This window comes from Dyadobacter arcticus (genome assembly GCF_011762185.1).
GTDB classification, from domain to species: domain Bacteria; phylum Bacteroidota; class Bacteroidia; order Cytophagales; family Spirosomataceae; genus Dyadobacter; species Dyadobacter arcticus.
This window is the reverse complement of record NZ_JAASQJ010000001.1, coordinates 1,649,827-1,672,447: the sequence shown is the minus strand read 5'-3', so window position 1 is coordinate 1,672,447 and position 22,621 is coordinate 1,649,827. Positions and strand designations below refer to the sequence as shown.

15 protein-coding genes are annotated in these 22,621 nt (G+C 41.1%); 1 reads left to right on the top strand and 14 read right to left on the bottom strand.

Going from position 1 to position 22,621, the window contains the following annotated elements; genetic code table 11:
* Positions 1 to 135: 135 nt before the first annotated feature.
* Genes FHS68_RS07260 through FHS68_RS07250 form a run of 3 tightly spaced genes read right to left on the bottom strand, consistent with a single transcriptional unit; the run spans position 136 to position 1,829 of the window.
* Positions 136 to 654 (bottom strand): hypothetical protein, encoded by a 519-nt coding sequence (locus tag FHS68_RS07260; RefSeq protein ID WP_167268521.1) that lies wholly within the window; start codon positions 652 to 654, stop codon positions 136 to 138.
* Positions 647 to 1,345 (bottom strand): P-loop NTPase family protein, encoded by a 699-nt coding sequence (locus FHS68_RS07255; RefSeq protein ID WP_167268519.1) that lies wholly within the window; start codon positions 1,343 to 1,345, stop codon positions 647 to 649. Before FHS68_RS07255 ends, FHS68_RS07260 begins: the two co-directional genes overlap by 8 nt.
* Positions 1,335 to 1,829 carry a hypothetical protein gene (locus FHS68_RS07250; protein WP_208408194.1) on the bottom strand — a complete coding sequence of 165 codons (495 nt, stop codon included), beginning with the start codon at positions 1,827 to 1,829 and terminating at the stop codon, positions 1,335 to 1,337. The genes FHS68_RS07255 and FHS68_RS07250 overlap by 11 nt, the downstream gene beginning before the upstream one ends.
* Before the next feature lie 669 nt (positions 1,830 to 2,498).
* Between FHS68_RS07250 and FHS68_RS07245 the strand changes: the two genes are divergently transcribed.
* Complete coding sequence (locus FHS68_RS07245; RefSeq protein WP_167268516.1) at positions 2,499 to 5,642, top strand: protein NO VEIN domain-containing protein; 3,144 nt, start codon at positions 2,499 to 2,501, stop codon at positions 5,640 to 5,642.
* Positions 5,643 to 5,908: 266 nt separating this feature from the next.
* Here the strand turns inward: FHS68_RS07245 and FHS68_RS07240 are convergent, their stop codons facing one another.
* The 11 genes from FHS68_RS07240 to FHS68_RS07190 form a co-directional block, all read right to left on the bottom strand.
* Positions 5,909 to 7,018 carry a DNA cytosine methyltransferase gene (locus FHS68_RS07240; RefSeq protein WP_167268514.1) on the bottom strand — a complete coding sequence of 370 codons (1,110 nt, stop codon included), beginning with the start codon at positions 7,016 to 7,018 and terminating at the stop codon, positions 5,909 to 5,911.
* Positions 7,019 to 7,121: 103 nt separating this feature from the next.
* Entirely contained in the window at positions 7,122 to 9,167 is a 2,046-nt protein-coding gene (locus FHS68_RS07235; RefSeq protein WP_167268512.1) for an AIPR family protein, read from the bottom strand.
* Between the two features lies 1 nt (position 9,168).
* On the bottom strand, positions 9,169 to 10,077 hold the full coding sequence (locus FHS68_RS07230; RefSeq protein ID WP_229211813.1) for a PD-(D/E)XK motif protein: 909 nt from the start codon (positions 10,075 to 10,077) through the stop codon (positions 9,169 to 9,171).
* Positions 10,078 to 10,102: 25 nt separating this feature from the next.
* Positions 10,103 to 12,772, bottom strand: a complete 2,670-nt coding sequence (locus FHS68_RS07225) for a Z1 domain-containing protein (RefSeq protein ID WP_167268508.1) — start codon at positions 12,770 to 12,772, stop codon at positions 10,103 to 10,105.
* Complete coding sequence (locus FHS68_RS07220) at positions 12,772 to 14,175, bottom strand: ATP-binding protein (protein WP_167268506.1); 1,404 nt, start codon at positions 14,173 to 14,175, stop codon at positions 12,772 to 12,774. The genes FHS68_RS07225 and FHS68_RS07220 overlap by 1 nt, the downstream gene beginning before the upstream one ends.
* A 45-nt stretch (positions 14,176 to 14,220) precedes the next feature.
* Positions 14,221 to 14,646: a very short patch repair endonuclease gene (locus tag FHS68_RS26740; protein WP_167268504.1), complete on the bottom strand. Its 426-nt coding sequence runs from the start codon at positions 14,644 to 14,646 to the stop codon at positions 14,221 to 14,223.
* An 84-nt stretch (positions 14,647 to 14,730) separates the two neighbouring features.
* On the bottom strand, positions 14,731 to 15,474 hold the full coding sequence (locus FHS68_RS26645) for an HNH endonuclease (RefSeq protein WP_310588516.1): 744 nt from the start codon (positions 15,472 to 15,474) through the stop codon (positions 14,731 to 14,733).
* 188 nt (positions 15,475 to 15,662) lie between these two features.
* A complete protein-coding gene (locus tag FHS68_RS07205; protein ID WP_167268502.1) occupies positions 15,663 to 16,421 on the bottom strand; it encodes a hypothetical protein in 759 nt (252 codons plus the stop codon).
* 331 nt (positions 16,422 to 16,752) lie between these two features.
* Entirely contained in the window at positions 16,753 to 17,979 is a 1,227-nt protein-coding gene (locus tag FHS68_RS07200) for a site-specific integrase (RefSeq protein ID WP_167268500.1), read from the bottom strand.
* 769 nt (positions 17,980 to 18,748) lie between these two features.
* On the bottom strand, positions 18,749 to 21,481 hold the full coding sequence (locus FHS68_RS07195) for a VWD domain-containing protein (protein ID WP_167268498.1): 2,733 nt from the start codon (positions 21,479 to 21,481) through the stop codon (positions 18,749 to 18,751).
* Positions 21,482 to 21,500: 19 nt separating this feature from the next.
* Entirely contained in the window at positions 21,501 to 22,610 is a 1,110-nt protein-coding gene (locus tag FHS68_RS07190) for a hypothetical protein (protein WP_167268496.1), read from the bottom strand.
* Positions 22,611 to 22,621 lie beyond the last annotated feature (11 nt).

Here is a 22,621-nt window from a genome sequence, read left to right as displayed (position 1 = left end):
GCCGCCGGGGAGTCGCTTTTTGCGACGTACCGGCGATAGCTGGCTGTGGAAAAACCACCGTGGTTCCCGAAAATGTTTGAGTTTGTTTGTCTTTGTTTGAAAATATCCGAAACCTGTTCTCAGACTTGCAAGGCGTTACTTCCGTCCCAGTGGAATACGCATCTCCTTGCTCTTTTTGTCAAAAATATACTCTCGACCGATCAACACATCCCCCTTTTTTGCCTGAAGTCGAAGCTTTAAATAGTTGTTGCCATCTTCCTGCACAATTTCTCCATTCTCCATTAAGAGACGGTACTGCGGCGCATTCTCATAGGCGTTTACAATCCTGCGACGCTCTTGGTACTCCTCGCCGGTTGATATCAACCAGGAAAACAAACACAATGAAACAATAGCAACAACAGACCACGGAAGACTCACCGCCAAACCATAATAGAAAGCTTGCTTTTTGTCGGAAAAATGAATTGGTCGCTGGCTGCTTTTAATTGCAGCTGCCGCTTTGTCGATTGTGTCTACGGATTGGTCAACAGCTACCTTCATGCGGTCAAAATTTTCCTCAACCTCTGCAAGCAACATAGCAGACCAGTCATCAATTTCCTGAGCATACTTCTGCCCGTACTTTCCTTTGAAATAATTTAATTCGGCTCTATCAGTCATGGCAAAAGTTTTCGCGGATTTCCTTTTTCAACCTCAACCTTGCTCCAGGCCCGTAACTTTCCAACGCAAACCCTTTTCTAATGCCATCTAAAATCTGGCTACCGAGCAAAGAGTTAGCTTCGAAATCGCCGAACCGTACATGCTCTAATCCCAGCGTCGCGCAATTGGCAGCTAATTCATCAGAGAGCCTTGGGAATTGACGGAAACTAAAAACGTTCTCCCATACAAGGATTCGAAACTTGCCACCCAGCACCTCGATCATCCTTTGCAAATATTCGACACTTGGCCGATATGCACCACCGCCGCCAATTACGATATGGAATATGGCTTCGGCGTTAACTTCCTCGCACCATTCCTCGAAATCTAAGTCACGTGAAATAAGCGCTGGAAATTGTTCACTCTCTGGTGCTCCAAAATCAAAGTAGATTTCATTGTACGGTGCCTCCATTAAGCTCTCAATATACCCGACAAAAATATCCCGAACGAGCATATCGCGATTGTCAATCAACGAAACGGTTTCTAGCCGGTCCTCGCCCAGAAAGGCGAGCTGACGCGTTGATGTTTGTGTAGAACTGTCGAGATCGACAAAAAGTGAAGTTTTGTCTTTTTCAGACAAGGCTCGCAAATAGGTGTGCAGGCTTTTACCGACACCACCTTTGGCTTGGAGTATTAAATTGAATTTACGTCTCATTTTTCTTACCTAGTTTGGTTCCCCTAAAAAAATTGTCTTGCATATCCATCGTCTCCCCATCCGACCATACCGTCTTGGATAAGTCTTTAACTTTTTCCTGAGTAACCAGCCGTTCTCGTTTTGGAGCTGGTGAAGAAAGAGGCCGCTCTTCTCCCACTGGAAGACTTGAAAGCGGCTTTGGCTTTTTGCGGAAATAGAATCGACAATAACGCACGTCATCAGCATCGACCAGCTCTGGCCTTCCCAAATCTGAACAGATCATCTCGGCGACGTAGTAAGCTGAAAGTGAGCTCTGCACCATCTCTGAATAGAGCTCGTATAGAATCTTTCGCCGCTTTTTATCCTTCCGTTCGAAAAGGTCAATCAGGATTTCCTTATTGATCCTCATAACGCAGAATCCATTCATACGATTGGAAGATTCGCTTAACAGCGATGGTGAAGGGACAATTGACGGTAATGGGCGTGTAATTTGTTCTCGCGTCATCTACAAATTTGACGCGTGGGATCTTTAAGTAAAAGATCAACTCGAATTTGTTTCCTAGCATAACCTTGTTGTTTAGAGGAACAAAAATCGAATTGATATTATTGAAAATCAAGATGTTTACCTGGTGAACAGGTTATGATTTAATCGGTTGAAATAATAAAATCATGGGAAATTGACCTCGGAGCTAGTCGCTCTGGGCAAAGGACTTCTATTCTTATTTTCAAAAAGCTTTAAGAGTTGTCAAATAGATGGACGGTTGTCAATCGTTAATGCCAACAAATCATGAAAGATTCTCCAACCCTAAATCCGCTGATTTAACCACTATAATCATTCAAGGCTGTTTAAGGTCCTGGATAATGTCCTGACGCTCACTGTTCTATTTAAGATAACCTTCATTTTTTGTAAGGGCTACAAATCCAAGCTAACAATTAAGTTTGTTGAATAGCCGATCGAGTCCTCGTTTACTTCTATTTCTGCCAATCATTCTCCTGTAATTTCAACGAAATGAACTTATCTGTATCTTCCTCAGTGAGGATCAAAACAGAAGTTATGTCTAATCAATGTGACCTTGGGATCGTTCTTAGATGCTTTGTTTCAATCAATAAAAATTGTAATTACATTGTTAAGGATTTTAAAATATAGCATAAACAACAGAATGTTGCCTAGCCAATGATAGAGGAGAACAATTCAGAAATATCTCATTCACGTATAGATACGGCCGATGATTATGAGCGTCAGTCGGAGCAAAACGACATGAGACAACATGCTAACAAGATTATCCAGGGCATTAAAAAGCTAGATAGCAACGATGCGAGTCGGGCTATATGGGAATTGTTTCAGAACGCTGTCGACTTAAGTAGTGAGTGTCATGTTCGAATAACACTCACTGACCATTCATTTGAGTTCAGGCACAATGGCGAGCCATTTACACCCATGACGCTAGACTGTTTATTTAAACAGGTGAGCTCAAAGACACTAGAAGAGAAAAAGGACTTTTACGATGAAAGTGACCCTGTCGGTCAATATGGAACAGGTTTCATAACCACGCACGTCTATGGAAAGGAACTAAGGATAGATGGTGGTCTTGCTAAAGGAGAAGGTTACGTTCCGTTGGAGCAATTTGTAATTAACCGATCGACAGACAACTGGCGAGAACTTGCTGACCGGATTAGTCAACTGAAAAAACGAGTATCCTCTCTCCTCAAAACGGACCAACTCCTTAGACCACCATATCCTGATACTTCGTTTATTTATCGCACTTCCACTGACCACAATAAGGAATTAGCGAAAAAAACACTAACATCTTTAAGGCTCATTCTTCCATATGTGATGGCCTTAAACCCAAAACTGAGTTCAGTGACCGTCACCGATATAGATGGCAGTCAGACATTTTATGAAAAGAAGAATGCCTATTCGGACGGTTCGTTCACAGTAAGGCCGATAAGTATCAATGACATTGTTCAAGAGATTTGCTATATAGAGGATGAAAACGAGAAGATAGTTATTATACTACCGCTTACACGTAAGTTTGAAGCCTTTGATCTTGACGAACAACTACCGCGTTTATTTTTATATTATCCCCTAATCAGTAGCCAAACTTTTGGCTTCAATTTTATCATCCATTCACGACAATTTCGGCCTACTGAACCCAGGGATGGCCTCTACTTAAGTTCGGATTATGATTCAAATCGTGACGAGGAAGCAGGCAATAGATTGTTAATTCAACGAGCATCTGGTTTGATATTTGACTTCATCAGCTCAAAAGCTGATTTCATAAATAACCCTATAAAGTTAGCAACAATTAATTTTAACGTTAACAGTGATGACCTTTTACTAAATGAGTATTTTATCGAATTGAAATCTACGTGGGTTAATCAGTTTATGACATATCGTTTGGTTGAAACAAAAGATGGAAATCGCCGTCCGTCGGAAATTTTGTTTTTTCATGAGGAGCTATTGCTTGATGAAAATAGTTTTGACGCTATTTTTACTCTTGCTGAACAATTCTGGAGCAATATACCTAAACGTCACCTTATTAGGGAGTGGACCAAAAAGATGGGCGACTGGTTTTTTACCGAGACAACATATATACGCATCATTGATATCGTGAACAAGATTCAGGAGTTCGAAAATTTAGACTTTTTCAAAGAGCCAAATGACCTAAAATGTTTTTACACCTACCTCATTGAACATGGGCATGCCGATTTGTTTAATACTAATAAACTGCTTCCTAACATCCAAGGTGAATTCAGGCAGTTGTCAGGCAATGGTGGTCTAAATAATAAACTGAATCTACCTGACGAATTTATTGAGATAGCTAATGTAATAATGCCTCATGTTCCGAAACGACATGTACATGCCGATTTTAAGTTTACTCTTGAGTTTCCCGACTATAACAGAAAGAATTATTCTACTGAGATCAACGAACATATTGCGGCTGTCTTGACTGAAAAAGCAATCAGTAGCAAAATTCCAAAAGAGTTTATCGAACAGTTGATCAACTATTGCAAAGTGACAATGACAGTTGATTCTTTCAGTGTGCCTAGTAGAATGCTGAAATTGATTTGCCGGTATTACAGTTATAGCGAGGATATTCTAGTTATTCCAACAGTGAAAGAAGATGACCTTGACCTAAGGCCGCCACAAAGAAGATTGGTAAGGTTATTCTTAAATGATATTAGTATGGAAGGAAACGATTGGGTAGTTGAAAATATCGACTTTCTTAAAGACGTTATTGCAACCGGCGCGAACTACGAGGCCTATGAAGAGATGTTCCTGACATTGCCGGTTTTCCCCAACCAGTTGAGAGAGCTGAGCGAACAAAGTAGACTAATTGTGGACGACAATATTCTTGAAGAGATTAAAAATCTATACGACTTGGTTATCAAGCCAAATTTGCCGATTAGGGCTAGCTTAGTAGATGGGGATTTTAGCCAATTCCTCAAAAACAAACAGAAAAGAACCGCCCGGGACCTAACTGAAAGAATTGAAAGTGCATTTTTTACTGAACAAACAAACGATTCGATCAACGAGCATCCCTTTAAAAAGGAAATTCTTAATATAATAGAACAGACAAAAACATCGTCCGAAATAGGAAAACTGTTTCCATTAATTTTTAGTAGACGCTCTTCAATACTTGTTGAGCTCGCGGATGGTGAAGATAGTTTTTCTATTCTTAGCTTGGATCCATCGCGAATCAGGAAATTGGCCGAGCTAGGAAACAGCGTCCTGTTTGAAACGATAATAAAGCTTGGGGAAGAAGCGGTACAAAAGCAGCAACAAGAAACTGCGAATTTTCAACATAAGTATGCTATTGGAACCCATATTGAAAATGTTCTGAGAGAACGTTTGGTAAGTATCATTTCTAGTGAAATCAGAGCCGAAATTGAGAATGAGCAAGATGGACAAGATATCATCGTCAGGGTCAAGGGAAATGAGGCTTATTTTATTGAAGTAAAGTCAAGATGGGATGTTAGTACTCCTATCCGCATGTCAAAAAATCAAACTCTCAAAGCTGATGAGCAGAGAAACAACTACGCCTTGTGCTTTGTTGATATGACAAAATATATGGGAGACAATAGATACAGTATTCAAAATATTACGGAGATCGAACACTGCATAAGATTTAATAAGGATATAGGTTATGAAGTAACTCATCTGGTCGACGTTTTAAACCAAACGAAAGAACCTGACACAATCCGTTTAGATGGTGACTATCGAACATTAGTGCCCATAAAATTTATGGAGAACGGACTAAGTATAACAGATTTTGAAGATTTTCTGAGCGAGTTCGTTGAAAGGATTATAAATTAAACTTCGTTCTTCAAAACAAATGCCATCGGTACTTAGCAATTCGCTATTTTGAACATTATTATGATAAGTTCGCAAAATTGCTCCCTTATTGATATCAAAATGTATGTCACTTTTAGTTTTTGTTTTGGACAATCTCTTAACTGCTAAGTTTACCAAATCAGCATACCTTGAGACAATAGAAACTCTCAGTGAATTTTGAACTCAGGATAATCGAAGTTTACAAATATGCAGATTGTATTATCCTAAAAAAACTTGCAGATTTGAGATCAAAATATCTCTAATTGGTTAGCCGGAGGTTGAGAAACTTCGATTAGACCATCTGATATCAGCGTAATTTGTTTGAAGATAACCTCGGCAAGTAACGGTGGGACAGCATTGCCAATTTGTTGTTGAATACGCATTAGTGAACCTTCAAATTTGAAATGATCGGGAAAACTTTGGAGCCGTGCAGCTTCGCGAACTGATAGCCCCCGATCTTGGTAAGGGTGGATTAACATATTTTTTCGGTAGTTAGATATAACAACTGATGGTGCTTGAGCGCTAAGACGCTTATAAATTCCACTATGACAGTTGTTTCTATCAGTATAATTAGACATCAAATCAATTGGGATCGCCCTCCAATTTTGACCTTGACCGATGTGCTTGTACCGTTCGAGAACGTAGTCTTCATTTCTCGATACAAAATTTTGAAGTGAAGAGCTGGAGTTTGCTCTCATCATCTTAGCATAGTCGCTAGCTTCGCCCAACGTTTTTTTGTAAGGGAGTTCATTGTTTATATCTCCGTTTTGAAGATCAGGCAAATCAGAAATTGCTTCTGCCACAGTAACGCGTTGGTCAATTTTGTCCGGAAATGCAAAACTTTTTCCAATTCGATTCCCAACCATAAAAAAACGATTGCGATGCTGCGGCACTCCATAATCGGAAGCATACAGTACGTCTTCAACAGTTTCATAGCCAATTGCCGCAAAGCATTTTTTAATCAGTCGTACTGTCTCACCTCGTTTAAAAGACTTGATACCCTCAACATTCTCAAAAAGAAACCAAGCAGGCTGAAGGGCCTCTACAAACCGTACAAATTCATTAAATAGCAAATTGTTTTGATTGTCTACTGTCCGAGTTTTGGTGTTTGAAATACTGAAACCTTGGCAAGGAGGTCCACCAAAGACGATAAAAGGACGCTGATCAACATACGCCATAGGATCAATACTTGTAATATCCTGACATAAAACTGTGACACCAGGATGGTTCGTCGAGAAAGTCTTCGCGGCAGAGGCATCCTTTTCGACCGCAAGGCGGATTTTGATACCAGCATTTTCTGCTCCCCAGCTGAGGCCGCCCGCGCCACTAAATATATCTATTCCAATTTTTTGCTCCACTTTACACTAAATAGCTTGTTTACAGGATATTATGACCTGCTTTGAAACTGGCGTTCAAACACCAAGACTGTCTTAAAACAAAGATAACAAATCCGGTTAAAAGTTACGAAGGATCAAATCCGTCACTTTGAGCATCGCGGAAGATCTCATATAAAATTTTTGATTGTTTTTCAGAAGGAGTTGTGATATAACCTGAAGCCATTTTTTCTAGCATGTCGAGTTGCATGCCGCTCAGTATTCGTCTACCATTTCGTGCTGTGTAAAAGTTGAAAAGCTTTCGCCAGTCCTCTCGCGATCGCTGAATCACAAATATCTGTTTATCAATCCCTTGGTCGATTGATTTGATATTCTTGCTCTCCTTTTGCTTATACTTGCTAGTCTGTCGGTCAATAAACAATGATGAGTCCAATTCAGGTAAGTCTACATTCATAAGCTTGACACTTTCCCAGCAATTGGAATTCTTTGTCCACTGCGCAATATTTGCGTAACCTGACGCTGGATGCGTTATTGTAGCATACACCCTCTCAGCGATGATGCCAAGTACACTTTCGAGCTCGGCGGGAACCGCTTGCAGCTCCCATATAAGATCAAAATTCAGAAATACGTTGGATGCTTGAACAACTGCCGAAAGATAAGAAATCGAATACGCCACAGTTTGTGCTCGGAAACCGCCGTCATACCAAGGAGCCTTGCTAACAATTCGTTCCATTGTGCGGAACAAAATAATCCGTGCAATGGCTTCATTGTAAAAGGACTCGGTGATAGCCAAATCGTCCTTTTCCAGTAAGTCACCAATGTATTCCGCAAATTTTTTAAAACTTTCTTGTGCACCTTTGGACACGATATCTGGTCTTTGCAGCCACAAATTTTCTGTCTTCGATAGTAGCGTTTTATCAAATACCTGATTTTTAGGATTCTCTATCAAGAATCGTCGTTTTACATCTGCTTTTAAATAAGCTTGACTGTTAAGGTATTCGCCACGAACTCGCTCGTAGAACCAATGTGTTCGGCGTTGTGCTCCCCCGACTGCAGGTGCAAAAATTCTAGTCGAATACTCTTTAATGTCCTTATGAAATGGGCTGTTTGAGAAGAAATCAGAATTGTTGATTTTATTCTGTGTGTTTGCATACTCGGCTACACGCGAAATAAACTCGTCCTGGAGCCTTGCATCTTTCACAACAGATAGTTTCATCTGAACGGATACATCATCAACACTGAGCCCTGAATTCTTAAATGCCGCGTAAATTGCGGACGTAGTTTGTCCGCCGTTCACAATCTGGAAATTTGCTATTTTCCTTATATTTCCGGTCTTTTCATCCAGTTCTACATCAGATGCGGTCGCCGTTATACCATTGTTATACGCGAAAAACATCTCTGGCTTGTATTCAATTGTATTTCGTAGACCTTTATTTACATTGCCTTTAAATTGGAGAAATGTTCTAACGTTTTGCTCAAAGAGTTTCTGACCGAACTCCTCATACACTTGGACTAGTGTTTTCCCATTTACAACCGTCAGATAAGAAAAATAGTCATGACGATTGTCATTCACCCTCAGGCAAGGCAAATTAACTTCTACTTCAAAACCAGCGCTACCCGATGCAGTTTCGTATATTTTATAGAGGTATTCAAGGTCAATCACTCTACTTTCGTAGTCGATACCACCTTTTTGTTCTATGGGGATATCTAGTAAGTTTCGAGATATCTTGCCGTCAGTCAAAACAATAAATCTTACTCTCCGGACTTGATCTCGTTGAGCGTATCGATAGATGTTGTATGCCATGCCATAGGCTTCAGAGGTTTCTTCAATATTCTTGAACAATCCGTCTACGGCACTTGTGTAGAATTTTCGAAGCCTAGCAAGCTTGTTTTCAAGTACACTTTTTGTCAATGTCTGCAGCTCGTCATCTTGAAAAAATTGGTGATTTAAGATTGTTAGTACTTTCCTTTCTTCATCATAATCAAAGCCCGAAACTTCCATACCTTTTTTTGAGTAGTCTGCTGTGGTATAGTTTCCAGTAAGATCACCGGTGCTTACTAAGTCCTCGCATGCAATCTCAAAAAAGGATTGTGATTTAAGAACGCCCCTACTCTCGGAATCGGAAAGTATCGATTGTAAAAAATCTTGATGAAATTCTTCTAAGCTTGGCATGTTATAAAGTTATTTTCGCAAAATCCGTTTCGAAATCTCGACAATTTGATAAATCAATACGATATATCACATCCGAAATTTGGTAGGCGATATTTTTAGCTAAAATTTTAGGAAATGAATCAACCACTGAATAAAACGATACGCGATCAACAAGCCATTGAAATAAAGGAATCTCCGGTGGACCAAATAGATATCCATAATCAGATAGTTTGTCTAAAAGCAGACGTTCCGATTGACTATCGTCTCCTATTTTCTCAAGCAGGGTACTGGCAACATCGGAGATGGATTCTCCAATGCTATTCTCACTTATATAGTAGACTGCAAGCCATAAAGGTTTAACTTCGGCATCAAGTTGGGTTAGTGAGGAAATCATAATGTTCGACCCCTTGCTAGATATTAATGATTTGACTTCAATAAAAGACCTATGGGTAGAAAAGTCTTTTTTGTCGAAATCGGGCCCTGTCCAGCATTCCAATGCGGCTCGTATGCCAATAGACGGAATTAGGTAGTCGCGCAGGATCATGAGCTCCGAGAATAGCCCCATCTGGCGTTCTTTGCTAAGAATTAAAGCGGAGTTTTTGGCGAGGAACCTTTGCCACCTATGTAGTCGGCCAAAAACCTTATGCAGTAAATTGGATTCACTCTTGCATTGTGATATTGTTTCAATTATGTCGATGCATAGAATGGAAAATATGTCCAAATTGCCAATGCTATTGAGCAAAATGTGCAACTCCGTCTTATTATCAGAACGTTTCGTAACAACTGTTATGCCCTGGATCTTAATTATACTTCGATCGAAAGCATTTGTGTTAGGATAGCAAATCTTTATTCCATACCGTGACTGAGTGTCTTTAATGCAAAATATCTCATGTAGTGTATTATTTAAGCGTCTTTGAGAATCCGGGTGCATCAGCTGCCAAAGATCAGTTAAATTCTTAGTCGTCAAATCCTTCATTTTGCTCAATATCTTTCAAAATATTTTGATAGTAGACAGTATTTATTCTTAAAGTAATCGACTCGCCTTTTTTAGCGGCATTTCCAGGAAAACTTACTCCAAAAGCGGCAATCTCTTTGATAGGAATGTTTAAATCATTCACAGTATTTGCCTCTTCTTTGGCATCGCTTTCTTCTAAAATATGGAGCATAAGAAGTGGCCTTGAAAGCAATATTCTTGTCTTGCCTCGGCTGTTCGCAACTGATTTACGCAGTTCTGGATCTTCGATTCCAATTGCTTCTGCTGATCCTGATGAAACTTGCCGATTTTGAAGTTCCAAATGGCCTGAATGTCTATTGAAGCGTCTTTTTTGTTTCTTAACCTTATGTGCACCAATGTGGAATTCGTCACCTTCTCCGCTGTGAAGCGAGATATCCCAATCAGTATTCCTTTCAAGGGCATATTTTTCAATAAACGCTATGGGCATTCGTGATGTTAACCCAAGTCGGTCATTGCCATATGTACGATAAGTTCCTAAAAACTCTAAAATACGCCCTTTATCGATTTGTCGCCAGATTAAGCTTTTTTCTACCTCTTCCGGAGTACCGAGTTTCATAATAAGCTTCTTTATTGCATCGACGTTATGTTTAATATCGGTCTTTGTCCAAAGAAGGTAACTGGTTTCCTTTAAACGCCCATCAAGCTGCATGGAATGGTTAAGTACCTTGACATTCTTTAGTTTATTTCTTGCGGTTACTTGAAGGAAGCTGTTTGGGTTTTCTCGCACCGCTAGTCCAAAATCACTGGGAGTCATTTTTGCTTCCGACATAACCTTAAAATCATCGAATAGCTCCTCAGTACTACTGATGACCTCGGCAAAATCGTCCATTCTAGTTTTTGGCATAAAGACTCGGCATAAATCCTCGAAGCCTGGTCGATATCCAAACCATCTTGCCATTTGCATTAGAGTGTCATAAAAAATAGTACTCCTGAGAAAATAGCTTACTGATAAATCGACTAATGTAAATCCTCTGGAAAGACTTGTGCCGCCTATCACGATCGCATTAGTTGGTGTGTCTTTGCGATATTCCAGTGGCACAGATGTTTTTTGATGTACCTCACGAACTACGATAGTTTCCGCTATCTCCGCAAGCTTCCCCAACACTTGGTGGAAACTGAGCTCAATATATTTATAATGTGTATCAAATGTTTTTTGAAGGTCTTGCAGTAGGGCATTTTGCGCCACTGCGTTAGGAAGCTTTCCGTAGACTGTCACCGCCTCTTTTATTGATGTGAGATAGTCTTCAACGCGTTTACTTAGCCTTATGTGTACATCCGTAAATCGAGTCGCATGTATCAGCATGCTGTTATGTTTCTCATCTTGCCCCCTGAGGTGTCTGATTGAAATGACCAATGTAAATGCCCGAATCGCATCTAACATACTTTCAGGTAAAGAAACGACTTCGAAATCACTTTTGTGCTTTAGAGGTAGTACTTCGGCCCAATCGGATATCTTTACTAAGTTACTTCGCTTCGGATCTAGAAAGAACCTCCTAGCTCCAAAATAATTAGATGGTGCATCTAGAGCATATATAAAATCTTTTGGGAATAGATCTCTTCCGTATGCTGCCGTTTCCACTTCATGGTCAATGAAGATGTTAGCGTAGGGTGTAGCCGTGTAAGCTACGTAAGCGCTTTTATGAAATAAACTGATTAGTGTTCGCAGTTTTCTGTTTATTGCGGTAGGATCTTCATTATCTTTTGTATTTATCGAAGCGTAATCGGACTCATCGTCCACGACAAGCATCGCATGATCAATAACGTTGTTCCGATATTGCTTTTGAAGCCACTCTATAACACTGTTTAACGTGCTCGTGTTTTTCTTAATCACTATAAGAATTGGAACACTAACGTTGTCAAAATTTAGTCCTTGCGCAGATTTGTCTGCGTCACGTTTATTGAAATCTCGTTCAATAGTCGTTAGGCTAATGGGTAAGAGCTCTTTGCTTGCGTTACCTTTTCCAGCGCCGACTTGAATGCCTTCTGTTTGCCCGACAAATGTCTCGTTAAGTCGCTCCTGTGTCTGAGTCCTTAAGATATTCTTATCGCCGGATATTACTACGATAAACTTGTAACCAGAGTCTGCCGCCTTGCAAATCAGGGCTGAAAAGTTGCCTGTCTTTCCTGACTGAACGTGACCTACAACCATTCCATAACGAGAAAAATCCGAAACGCTTGGACTTTCCAAATTGTTCATAACCATATCGGTATCTACATCAAGTGTTCTGATAACATCTGGCGGCAGACTGGTCTCTAAGTATTTCTGTAAACGATTCCAATAGTAATTTTTTGATCTTTGCTTTGATATACTTGTCCACCATGTTGTATCCCTTTCACGCTGTTCCTCCCCTTGTATAAGGAAACCACTATCCATCTTAACGTCAAAATGTGTTTCAAGCTCTCTCGAAAGTTTAAGCAAATCGTCTGTTCCAGGAACGGTGAAATTTGACAATGAAAGTAGTATAGCAAAATTTTCGGAACCAATGGCATCGATTAACACCCTGGTATTCATGATCTCCTCGGCTATCTTGCCTTTTGGCAAGACACCGTCAATTTTACGTAGTTTAGCAGATATAAATTCAAGCAATACTTGGTAACTCTTGGTTTCCATTAGATTAGGAGATCTCGTCGATTAGTGAATATGTCAGTTTTAAGCAGCTCCTCCATGTAGTTAAGGGGGAGTCCCGCAGAAAGTATCCTCGTTGCTAGTTCTTGAATGTCTGCTTCCGTCAAAGACGCTTCTTGCTTTACAGAATAGGGACTTACCTGAAGATGATATTGAATGGCATCGATTGGAAGGTATGCCTCGATGCTTTTTAGATACGTTTCCAAGGCAGCAGAAGCAGTAAGGGATTCTAAAAGTGACTTGTACAAGGGATGCGACCGATTTAAGACAAATCGAATTTCATTGTTACTGGCAATAAGATCCCACGTTTGTATTACATCTTTACTTTCAATTCTTTTAGCACGTGTGACAAAAGGTTTAGATCCTCGTTGAGTAGCTAAGTCAATGATTCTCTTCAGGTCATTTCTAATTTCATCGCACGGTCTAGCAATAGATTTTTTGACATCAATACCCCACAGGTGATCGATGTCGTTTTCGATATCAATTTTAATTCGTACAAGTTTGTGTGCATCGAGTGCTTTATGCAAGCCCCACCATGTCCCGTGAATGAGAATACGATTTCGTCGATACAAATAGAATCCCTGAGATTTGAGATACCCTTCCTCGGTCGCGTAAAGATTGTATTCCTGAAGGGATAACTTGGAATGGTGTGGGAGAATATACGGTTGCACCTTGATTAGTGACCGCTGTAGCCATATTTTCTCTACTGGTAGCTCCTGAGTGTAGTCATTTGCGGAATTAAATGGGTTAAACGGAACAACCGGATTATTGTTTACTAGTATTTTCAGTGCCTTGATGCCCTGGCCGCCTTCGAGATATCTATGGAAAACGAGGGCAAGATGTTTCCTGAGTTTATCTATCACATAGGCATGTTCGTTTTTACCGAGACGGTCTAATGTTTCCCAGCAGACCAGTGTTCCGGATTGTTGCTTCGAGATAACGTCATAGTAGGGTAGCGTTGAGCAGTTGGATGGATTTATCAGAAGCCACTCATTTTTCTCAGAGATAAAGTCAAGATCCCACTGACGTGCCGAAATCACCCCACCTTTTTTTGATATTACGGTCAACTTTTTACATTGTGAGAAAGATGCGGTCTTCAGTCCCAGCCCAAATCTGCCAAGGTCACTTTTATCACGACTGCCCAATGGACTTTTAGACGAAAGTCTCATAGCTTCAACGAGTTCCTCCTCGCTCATGCCAAAACCATCATCTATCATACAAAAAATTGGTGCGGGATGTACTATCGAGTGAATTTGGATTGTCGAAGCTCGCGCAGATACGCTATTGTCAATGAGGTCGGCTACCGCAACCTCGAATGAATAGCCGATATCCCTTAAAGACAATATGAAGTTGGCAAGGTTAGGGTTTACAGTTTCGGTATTTAACATCAATAATATAAAGAAGAGGGGATGCAATATAACTTTTTTTTAATGCTACGGACTACCCCTATCGAGAAACTTTACGATGTCATTTACAGTATCAACCAAGAACAAAACTTTTGTTCGACATTCCCACACGACGAATACTCGCCATCCCAGCGTTTCTAATTCGTGATAGTGGCGTTGGTCGCGAAGAGTATTGTTGGTTATTTTCGGGATCCAGTAGTCAATATTGGATTTAGGTATTGTTGCCCTTTTGCAGCCTGGATGTGAATGCCAGAAGCATCCATGGACAAAAATGACGGTTTTCTGTTTTGAAAACACGATATCTGGCTTGCCTGGGAGATTGCGGACATGCAATCGAAATCTCAAACCTTGTTTGAACAAAGCTTTTCTTATCGCAATTTCAGGTGAGGTGTTTTTCGCTCGAATGCGGGACATATTGTAACTTCTAGCAGCACTTGTTTGCTGAATTGGCATGCAGTCAATCTTAAAAAGTGTTTTTGGGTAAAATAGCGAACCTTTTGTTCAAACTGGTATTCTCAAATAATATAAAATTATAATTCATGCTGGAACAAGTCTATAAACACGTAAGTAAAGATTTGCTGTAAAGGCGTCACGGTCGACAGATAGATGGCATCGCCGGTGGCAGTTCGGGCATAAGGCAACCACGTTCTCTACAACGTCCGGCCCTCCTTCGGCAAGCGGCTTGACGTGATGCACCTCCAAGTAGGGTTGACCGTTAGTTAAGTTGAACGGTGCAGGTGTGTCGCATCCTTCGCATATACCTGACGCTGCCTGTAAGATCCAGGCCTTTACAAGTACGGACCTGTAAAATGAACTTTGACCCGTCATTTCACACCTAGCCGGTTTCAAAACACCAATTGGTTTCTTTATGACGCCTGACTGGAGTAATATTCCAACATTATTCTCTAGCTCTGCTTCATTCGATGTCGGAGCGACAATGGTACTATCTAACCCAAGTCTTGTGCTCAAAATCGATTTGATTATTTCTGCGTTTCGACCAATGTTTGACGCTGGAAGATATCCGGTAACTGGCAAAAGTCCGAAATCGGCGATTACAGCCGATATGTTTTGCATTCGATATTCGAATGAGGCCGACGAACGATTTTTTAGACCGCCCTCTAATGTCTTTCTACGTATCTCGGCCTTCGAATAGGTTTGCTTGCTTTTTTGAAACGCCATCATAAGCAAATACGCATCCACAGCAACTTCAAGTTCATGATAGGTCCATCCTATACGTAAGGTTTCTCCCATAAACAGCAATGTTAGGTGTTGGTACCTCAATGTTAAATCAAAAATCTCTAACGTCTAGTTTATCAGTATTAAAACTGGATCTAGTTGATAAACTCCTGGATACAGTAACTTAGGTGCTCGAGCTTATGCGGCTCATTGGCTTGTATTCGTAGACCAGCTATTATAGTAATTAGATAAAACGGCACTGTCAGAGAGGGGACGGCCTTTTTTAACTTGTGCTAATCCCCGCTTTCTACACGATAAGTTTCCAAAAATTCAATTGTATTAGTAAGTAACTCTTGCACTCTGGGAGAGTTCACAGGCTTATTATCCGCAGAGAACCGTGCCTGTATCCGATTCCTAAAATTATCGAAGCTGTCTCCGTTCAGTTCCCTATTAACGATATTCAGTACATATTCTGGGATGCCGAGCTCATGTCCGGCTTTGTAAGGAGTATGATATGGTTTGGCGAATGGACTTAGCAGTTCTCTGGCGCCTATATTCGCTTCCAAACTATTTATTACAGATTCATCGATTACACATCCGGCAAAATTTAGTGACTCAGCTTTCTCATGGGCTTTTAGCAATCCTTGTCCATATATCAAATTGTTGCTGTAGATAGCACCGTGTGCATTCACTTCGTGGCCTCTGAGCATTTCCATTTCCCCGGCAATGACCACTCCTCTTAATGGAATGCCAAAATAAATCTGAAACCAGTTAAAGTAATGAGCTACGGCGAGTAGTTCTTTTAAACTCCTAACACTATCATCAAGAGTCCAAAATATTATGGTGTCAGATATATTCAAGCAATTTATCACCACATCTTCCAAATCGGCAATGACTAACCCTGGCCTTAATTCCCTGTATTTTTCCTGTGATAAGGCCATTTCAATATCACGTAAAATATGACGGGCTCGTTGTCTTAGATATTCACTTGTATTGTTTAAAATGAACTGTTTGTATCCTAGAAAATCGAAATAGGCTATGTATCGATTCATGACATTGGGTGTTTCAAAACATTCAAAATGAGGTTCCTGAATTTATTTGTTTAACAGTGACTTCTAAACACAAATTCACACTTTCATACTGCAAAAACCTGATTACTTAACGATTAGCGCTCGAAGTGGGGAGCTACATAGGCCAGATCAAAAGTATTTACCGCCCTTTCATCTCGACGCCAAGATCTGGTTGCCGTAGCAGTCAAAATAAAAGAACACTTAGGTTGTAAGCTAAGTGTTCCGCTTTGCAGCAATGGTATGCAAGCGATTAAACCAGGTACCTAACTATTGTAAGTTGCCAAGGAAGATTTAGCAACTAACTTAGTTAAATCTATTGTTTTTCCATAAGGATCTCTTTCAACCTCGCCATATCATCACTAATCTTCCTATCAACAATCTTAGCATACTGCTGAGTAGTCTTAATATTCCGATGCCCCAACATCTTGGAAACACTTTCAATCGGTACTCCGTTGGTCAGAGTCACTGTGGTGGCGAAAGTATGGCGAGCCAAGTGAAACGTAATATTCTTCTTAATCCCACACAAATCTGCAATTTCCTTCAAATATGCATTCATCTTTTGATTCGAAAGCACAGGTAGCACTCGATTCTCATTCTCGCATTGAGGATGATCTTCGTACTTCTCCAAAATTTCCAACGCCATTGGTAAAATAGGTATGCGGGATGGAGTGTCAGTCTTTTGTCGCTTAGTCGTTATCCACTTTCCTCCGTCAATCCCTTCGGTAATCTCGGTTCGCTTCAATTTATATATGTCCGCATATGCCAGTCCCGTATAGCAACAGAACAAAAAAATGTCCTTGACAAGAGCAAGCCGGCCGTCACCCATATCTTTCTCCCATACTTTCTTCAACTCGCCTTCGGTCAATGCCTGTCGGTCTACCTCTCGCTTCGAAAATTTGAAAGCATAGAACGGATCACGTTGCAGCCATCCTCTCTTAACACACAGAAGCACGATCTTCTTAAAGTTAGCCAAATACTTCATCGTAGTATTATGGCTGATTTTCTTGACCGCTTTTAGCCAGAACTCGTATTGTGATATGAACTCGTAGTCTAGCTTCTTGATTTCAAAATCGTCCGCTTGGTACTTCCATTTGATGAAATCACTTGTGTGTTTCAAACATGTCTCGTATCGCTCCAAGGTACCTGGCGCAAAATCGGCTCCGATTAAAGCGGCGATCTGATCATTGTGCTCACGGAAGATGGGCAGGATAGTTTTCCCACCTTCCGTTCTGCCGAGAAGAATATTCTTGATAGCTTCCGAGGTTACCTCTTTGTTTGTCTCAATCAATGACCGCTTTGCCTCGTAAATCTTCGAAGTCAACGTATCAAGGTACGCATTCAATGTTTTAGTATCCTCCTTGTTTCCGGTCGCCCGACCAGCACCCACGCTCCACTTGGACGGATGCCAAATGCGTTTGGTAGAGATGTCCTTGGGAACGCCATTGACGGTAACGCGGCAATATACATAGCGCATTCCGTCCGCTAATTCTGGATTGGGTCTTTTCAAAAAGAAAATCAACCCGAAGCTTGTTTCTAACATAGTACATAATGTTTAAGATGAACAAAAATCGAATTGTTACCATTGAAACGCAAGATGTTTACGGGGTGAACATCTTGCTAACCAGCTAGTTAAGTACCTAATCGTGGAAGTATTTTGGAGTTGTCTTACTTCCACGAATCGCTACATTTTTATTGGGAATTTTTGAATATTTTGGTGTAGACCAAAAACGCAAAAACCCCGTTTAAAGCGTTTAAACGGGGTTTTTGAATGTTTTGACATCATGTCCTGCAGAGAGAGAGGGACATGAAACTCGTCTATATCTAACTGAAAATCAGAATCTTACGACAACACCAAAAAGTCTGCTCACCGAATTGCTCACCGAGATTTTGGGGGGCTGCAACTATGTACAAATTTAGAGAGAAATCCCGCAGAGAGCAAGGGCATAGTCGCTAATCTGTACAGTTCTGGAACGATGACCATCCGTGGCAAAATGAACACCGGCCCCAATTCCCTTGTTTTCCTTTAACTCTCTATGAACAAATGTGGTATTCCGGTCATTGAAACCGATCATTGATTGTCAGCTCAAAGCGAATTATGTTGCTCCTAATTCCAAGAAAATAGATATTCATCAGAAGCAATAGTTATCACAAAAAATTTACTCAACTCTGCGTCCGCCAATAGAATTGCTTTAACAGGAAAATAGCTGAGAAAAAGAAAAAATCAGCAAGTTTACCTTAAACCGGTAAAAATGAAGCTTGTATATTGCGGCTCAAAATAACGTTGAAACATAGCATTCTAAAAAACTCTATCAGCGGCTCTTGTAAGCCCAGTTATAAATCTTTGCCTTGCCCTCATTTTCGATAACTAGCCTGTCCACTGTGAGCAGGTCGGTATAGACAGCAGTTTCGTTCAACACGATCTTCCCATCAATAACAATTGTCATTCTATACTCATTTTTAATCCCATTTAGAACCGGGACAAATATGAAATCTATTTTATGCTTTCTGTTGTCAAACAAATCAACGGAAGGAAAACTGGTATCGGCAATTCGATAAAAAATGGGCAACTTGCTTTCTATCGGGGATATAATAATGGAGTTCAGATACTGCTCCTTCGTGGCTGACATGTGCAGCGTCATCTCAAATCCGGAAGTAATGGGAACATTATTTTTTGTTAGTAATTTGCTGGATCCGTACCCACCTTCTAATAATGCGTAGTCCTCTACAAAGCCAACATTCTCACTCCAGTTGTACAAGCTCCGGTCCGGATTTCCCAAATTGATGTTAAATGCCTTTAATACCCTTTCATCCTGCAAATCCTTACTCCTGTCGGCGTACTTGTTATCACCTGTGGCCACGACGTCATTGATACAACCCTCTAAAAACGGTGCAACCACCCCTGCGCTTTTACAAGCCTGCTCAGCGCGTGCCCGCTGAACATTTGAGATCTCCAGAGCCGACCGGGGAAACTTTCTGTCGGTATAGCTTTCCGTGTTTTTACCTGCATCGTATACGAATAGCGACTGGTTCTGGGGTATGCGGTAACTGTCGGCAAATTCGGGATACAGCGTATTATAAGATCCGCTGATCTGCGCCCCGTTCCTGATCTGCAGATCATTGTCCTGCCGGTTATCATAATTCCCAAAAATTCCGGTCATTTTAGCTTTCCGTTTGGCGTCGGGAATAATGGAATAGTCAAATGCGTCACCGTGGTTGAATACTTTGATAAGATCACCGTTTCCTGTACTGATAACAATCGTCTGTTGATCTCCCTGGATACTGCCACCGTTTTGCAAGGGAACATCCAGAATAGACGGATACCTATATACGTCTTGATTAACATAGTATTTGCCGGGGTAGAAACATAATTTATCGGCGCCGGTATGTATGGCCAGGCCTGTATTCCAGGACACACTTCCGGAGTTGTTTCTGTCGACCAGCTCCTCCTGCCTTACCTGGATCTCGAAATTGTCGGTCAGGGATTTGGCAGCCATAAATTCCCCCACCCCATTAAATCCATAACTTTTACCGTCAAATGTGATGATGTTAGGATCACCGAAGCTTTTACCGCCGTAGTAGGTGTCGGCGGTATTTGGCGAATCTGTGCAATACAGTACATTTTTAGGGTCAACCCGGATGCAAAATTCATAGTAGGGCTTGTCAGAAGCGATGCTGTTGAGCTTTATCATAATGTTCCAAACACTACCAATCTTGGATGCAACGTCGACTAATTTGAAGAATGTCTTAAGCAATCCGGTGGTATAACCTCCATACGAAACGATTCCTGCTTCCAGTACACAATCATTTAAGCCTTTTAGGGTGTTATTGGTAAACTGTACCAGTTTAAAAGAGAGCTGATCATTTGAATAGGACGGGTTATCTTTCATGCTTTTAGCTTCAATCTTAAAGAAAGATTTTAATTCTTTACCCAAAGCCTTTTTGCATTTGGGCCCTATTTTGTCATATGTATTTTTAACGACGCTAGCTTTGACCAGCACAGAAATCAATTGAATAACTAAATCTTCGGAATTCTCCTCCAGTGCCAGCTCGTCTATCTCACTCCGGCCGTCCAACCTGAATCCATTGCTAATTTTGACAGTATAATCACCATTTTGTTTGAATACATAGAAATTAGGTTCGGGCATTTTTAAGCTAAAAAATTGTCCCGGTCCATCACACAACTTATTTTCAGCCAGTCCTCCGCGGATCCGCCTCTTTGCATCCTCATAGCAGGCTTCCATCCGATCCGGATCTTCCGCAAAATAAACGGCGGCATCCACAACGGATGTGTTTCCGAGGGTTGCAGCAGGAAGTGTAAAACTGGCCACGTTTTCACCTTTCTGCTGGTCATAAATCTCTACCTGATAATACAGTGCTGACCCCAAATTCGTGACTTTAATTGCCCGTGGTTGTTCAAGTGACAGGTCGATCCTTTCCTCATTCTGTAAAAAATCAGTTGTTCCCGTTTCCCGGTTGCCAATTTTTACCGGAGTACGATGAATTTGGTTTATAAGCCTAAATAATTCCGAATTGGATTCGTCAGAAATATCTGTTCGTTTTTTGACCAGCTCCTCTATGCTTTTCACAAGCGCCGGAAATTCGGGTTGTATTTTGTAAAAATCAATCAGCTTTACCCTAGCGCTATCCGTTAACATCATCGCCACAGGACTTATCATCAGCAATGTCACAGCCGTAGAGGTGGCACTCATTTCCACCTGCGTCTGTCCGCCCACCATGGAAGCGGCCATTGCCAGTTTTCCGTCTGGATGTACCGCATAGATCGTATTGTAACCCGAAAGATCAAACTGGGACAAACGAAATGCACTATTCCGCACATTCTCTTTCGCATCTATACTGACTATGCCCAGCTCATCCGCCGCCCAGGATGTGCCTGCCGGCAATATCACAACCCCATTAACCTCTCCACGCGGAGTCAGTTCTGACAGCTCCTCAATGATTTCACGTTTACATGAACCGGAAACGGTCACCAGAAATCCGGCCGCCATTGCCCGCCATATAAATTTTTTGAATTGGCTTTTCATAATCCGGTTTCGTCTGAATTTATTTTTTTAATCCAATTCCAATCCTGCCGCCCACATAATGTATCGGGTCATTCACCTTCGTGTAGGACTGGAGACCAGCGAAATTCCGGGCGACAATCCCATAGAGAAGTTCAATGCTGTACTGACGCGCCCTGGAGGTAATTTCATAGCCCATACGGCCTCCATATCCAAAACAGAAAGCACTTTGTGTCTCACCGGGAGATACCGCCAATAAAACATAAGGATGAGAATCACTGTACCTTCCTTTTAGCACAATCTGCTGTATACCCACATAAGGCGACAGGTAAAGTCCGTCCAGCAAATACAGGTTAGGTGCTATTTGACAGAACATTTGCTGCAATTTCTGGGAAGCACTATAAACCGTCGTGCCGTTTTCCCTGGATATTTTTTCAGTTTCCCACTGAAGATAACCTACTCTCAGGCTAGCCCCCAAACGCCTGCTGAACCGCTTTGATAGCTGGAGAGATGCTCCAAAACCCATCTTCAATCCAAGCCCCCTGGTGTCATCGGCCCAAAGTGCACTTTTACCAGCCACTATCTGTGCCATATCCAGGCCAAAATTCAATGCATAGTATGAATAATTTGTGCCAGAAGGTTGATTTTTTGGAAGTACATTATCCGCAGTACTGGTCCGCTCCACCCTTAAAATTTCCTTCCGTCTGATACTCCGGACCCGTCGTGAGTTGTCAGTAGCTACCACATACTTTACTTCTTCCATTCCATTCTCAATGATATTGCATTCGATAACCCGTCCATCTTTCAAATAAATGCGATCAGGACGCGGACCCTGATGTCCGATGGATGAGAAAGATTTTTTGAGTGACCCATTGGACAATAATGGGGGCGCGGGCAGCAATTTGATCGTTACAAATTCCTCTTTTCCATTACTGTATCTGATCCGGCTGATCTCACTTTTTGGTACACGAATGGTTTTTGATTTAACCGAAGGAATTAAATGATAGGTAACCTGGCTGCCCTGCAATTTTATTCCATATACTTTTAACTGCGTTGAATCGACACGGAAAACCATCGCCGGTGCAAGCTTTTGTGCAAAACAGATGTGCAGCAGCACAAAATGGAGTGCAATGGATAATAAAATTGTTTTCATGGCTATTGAAA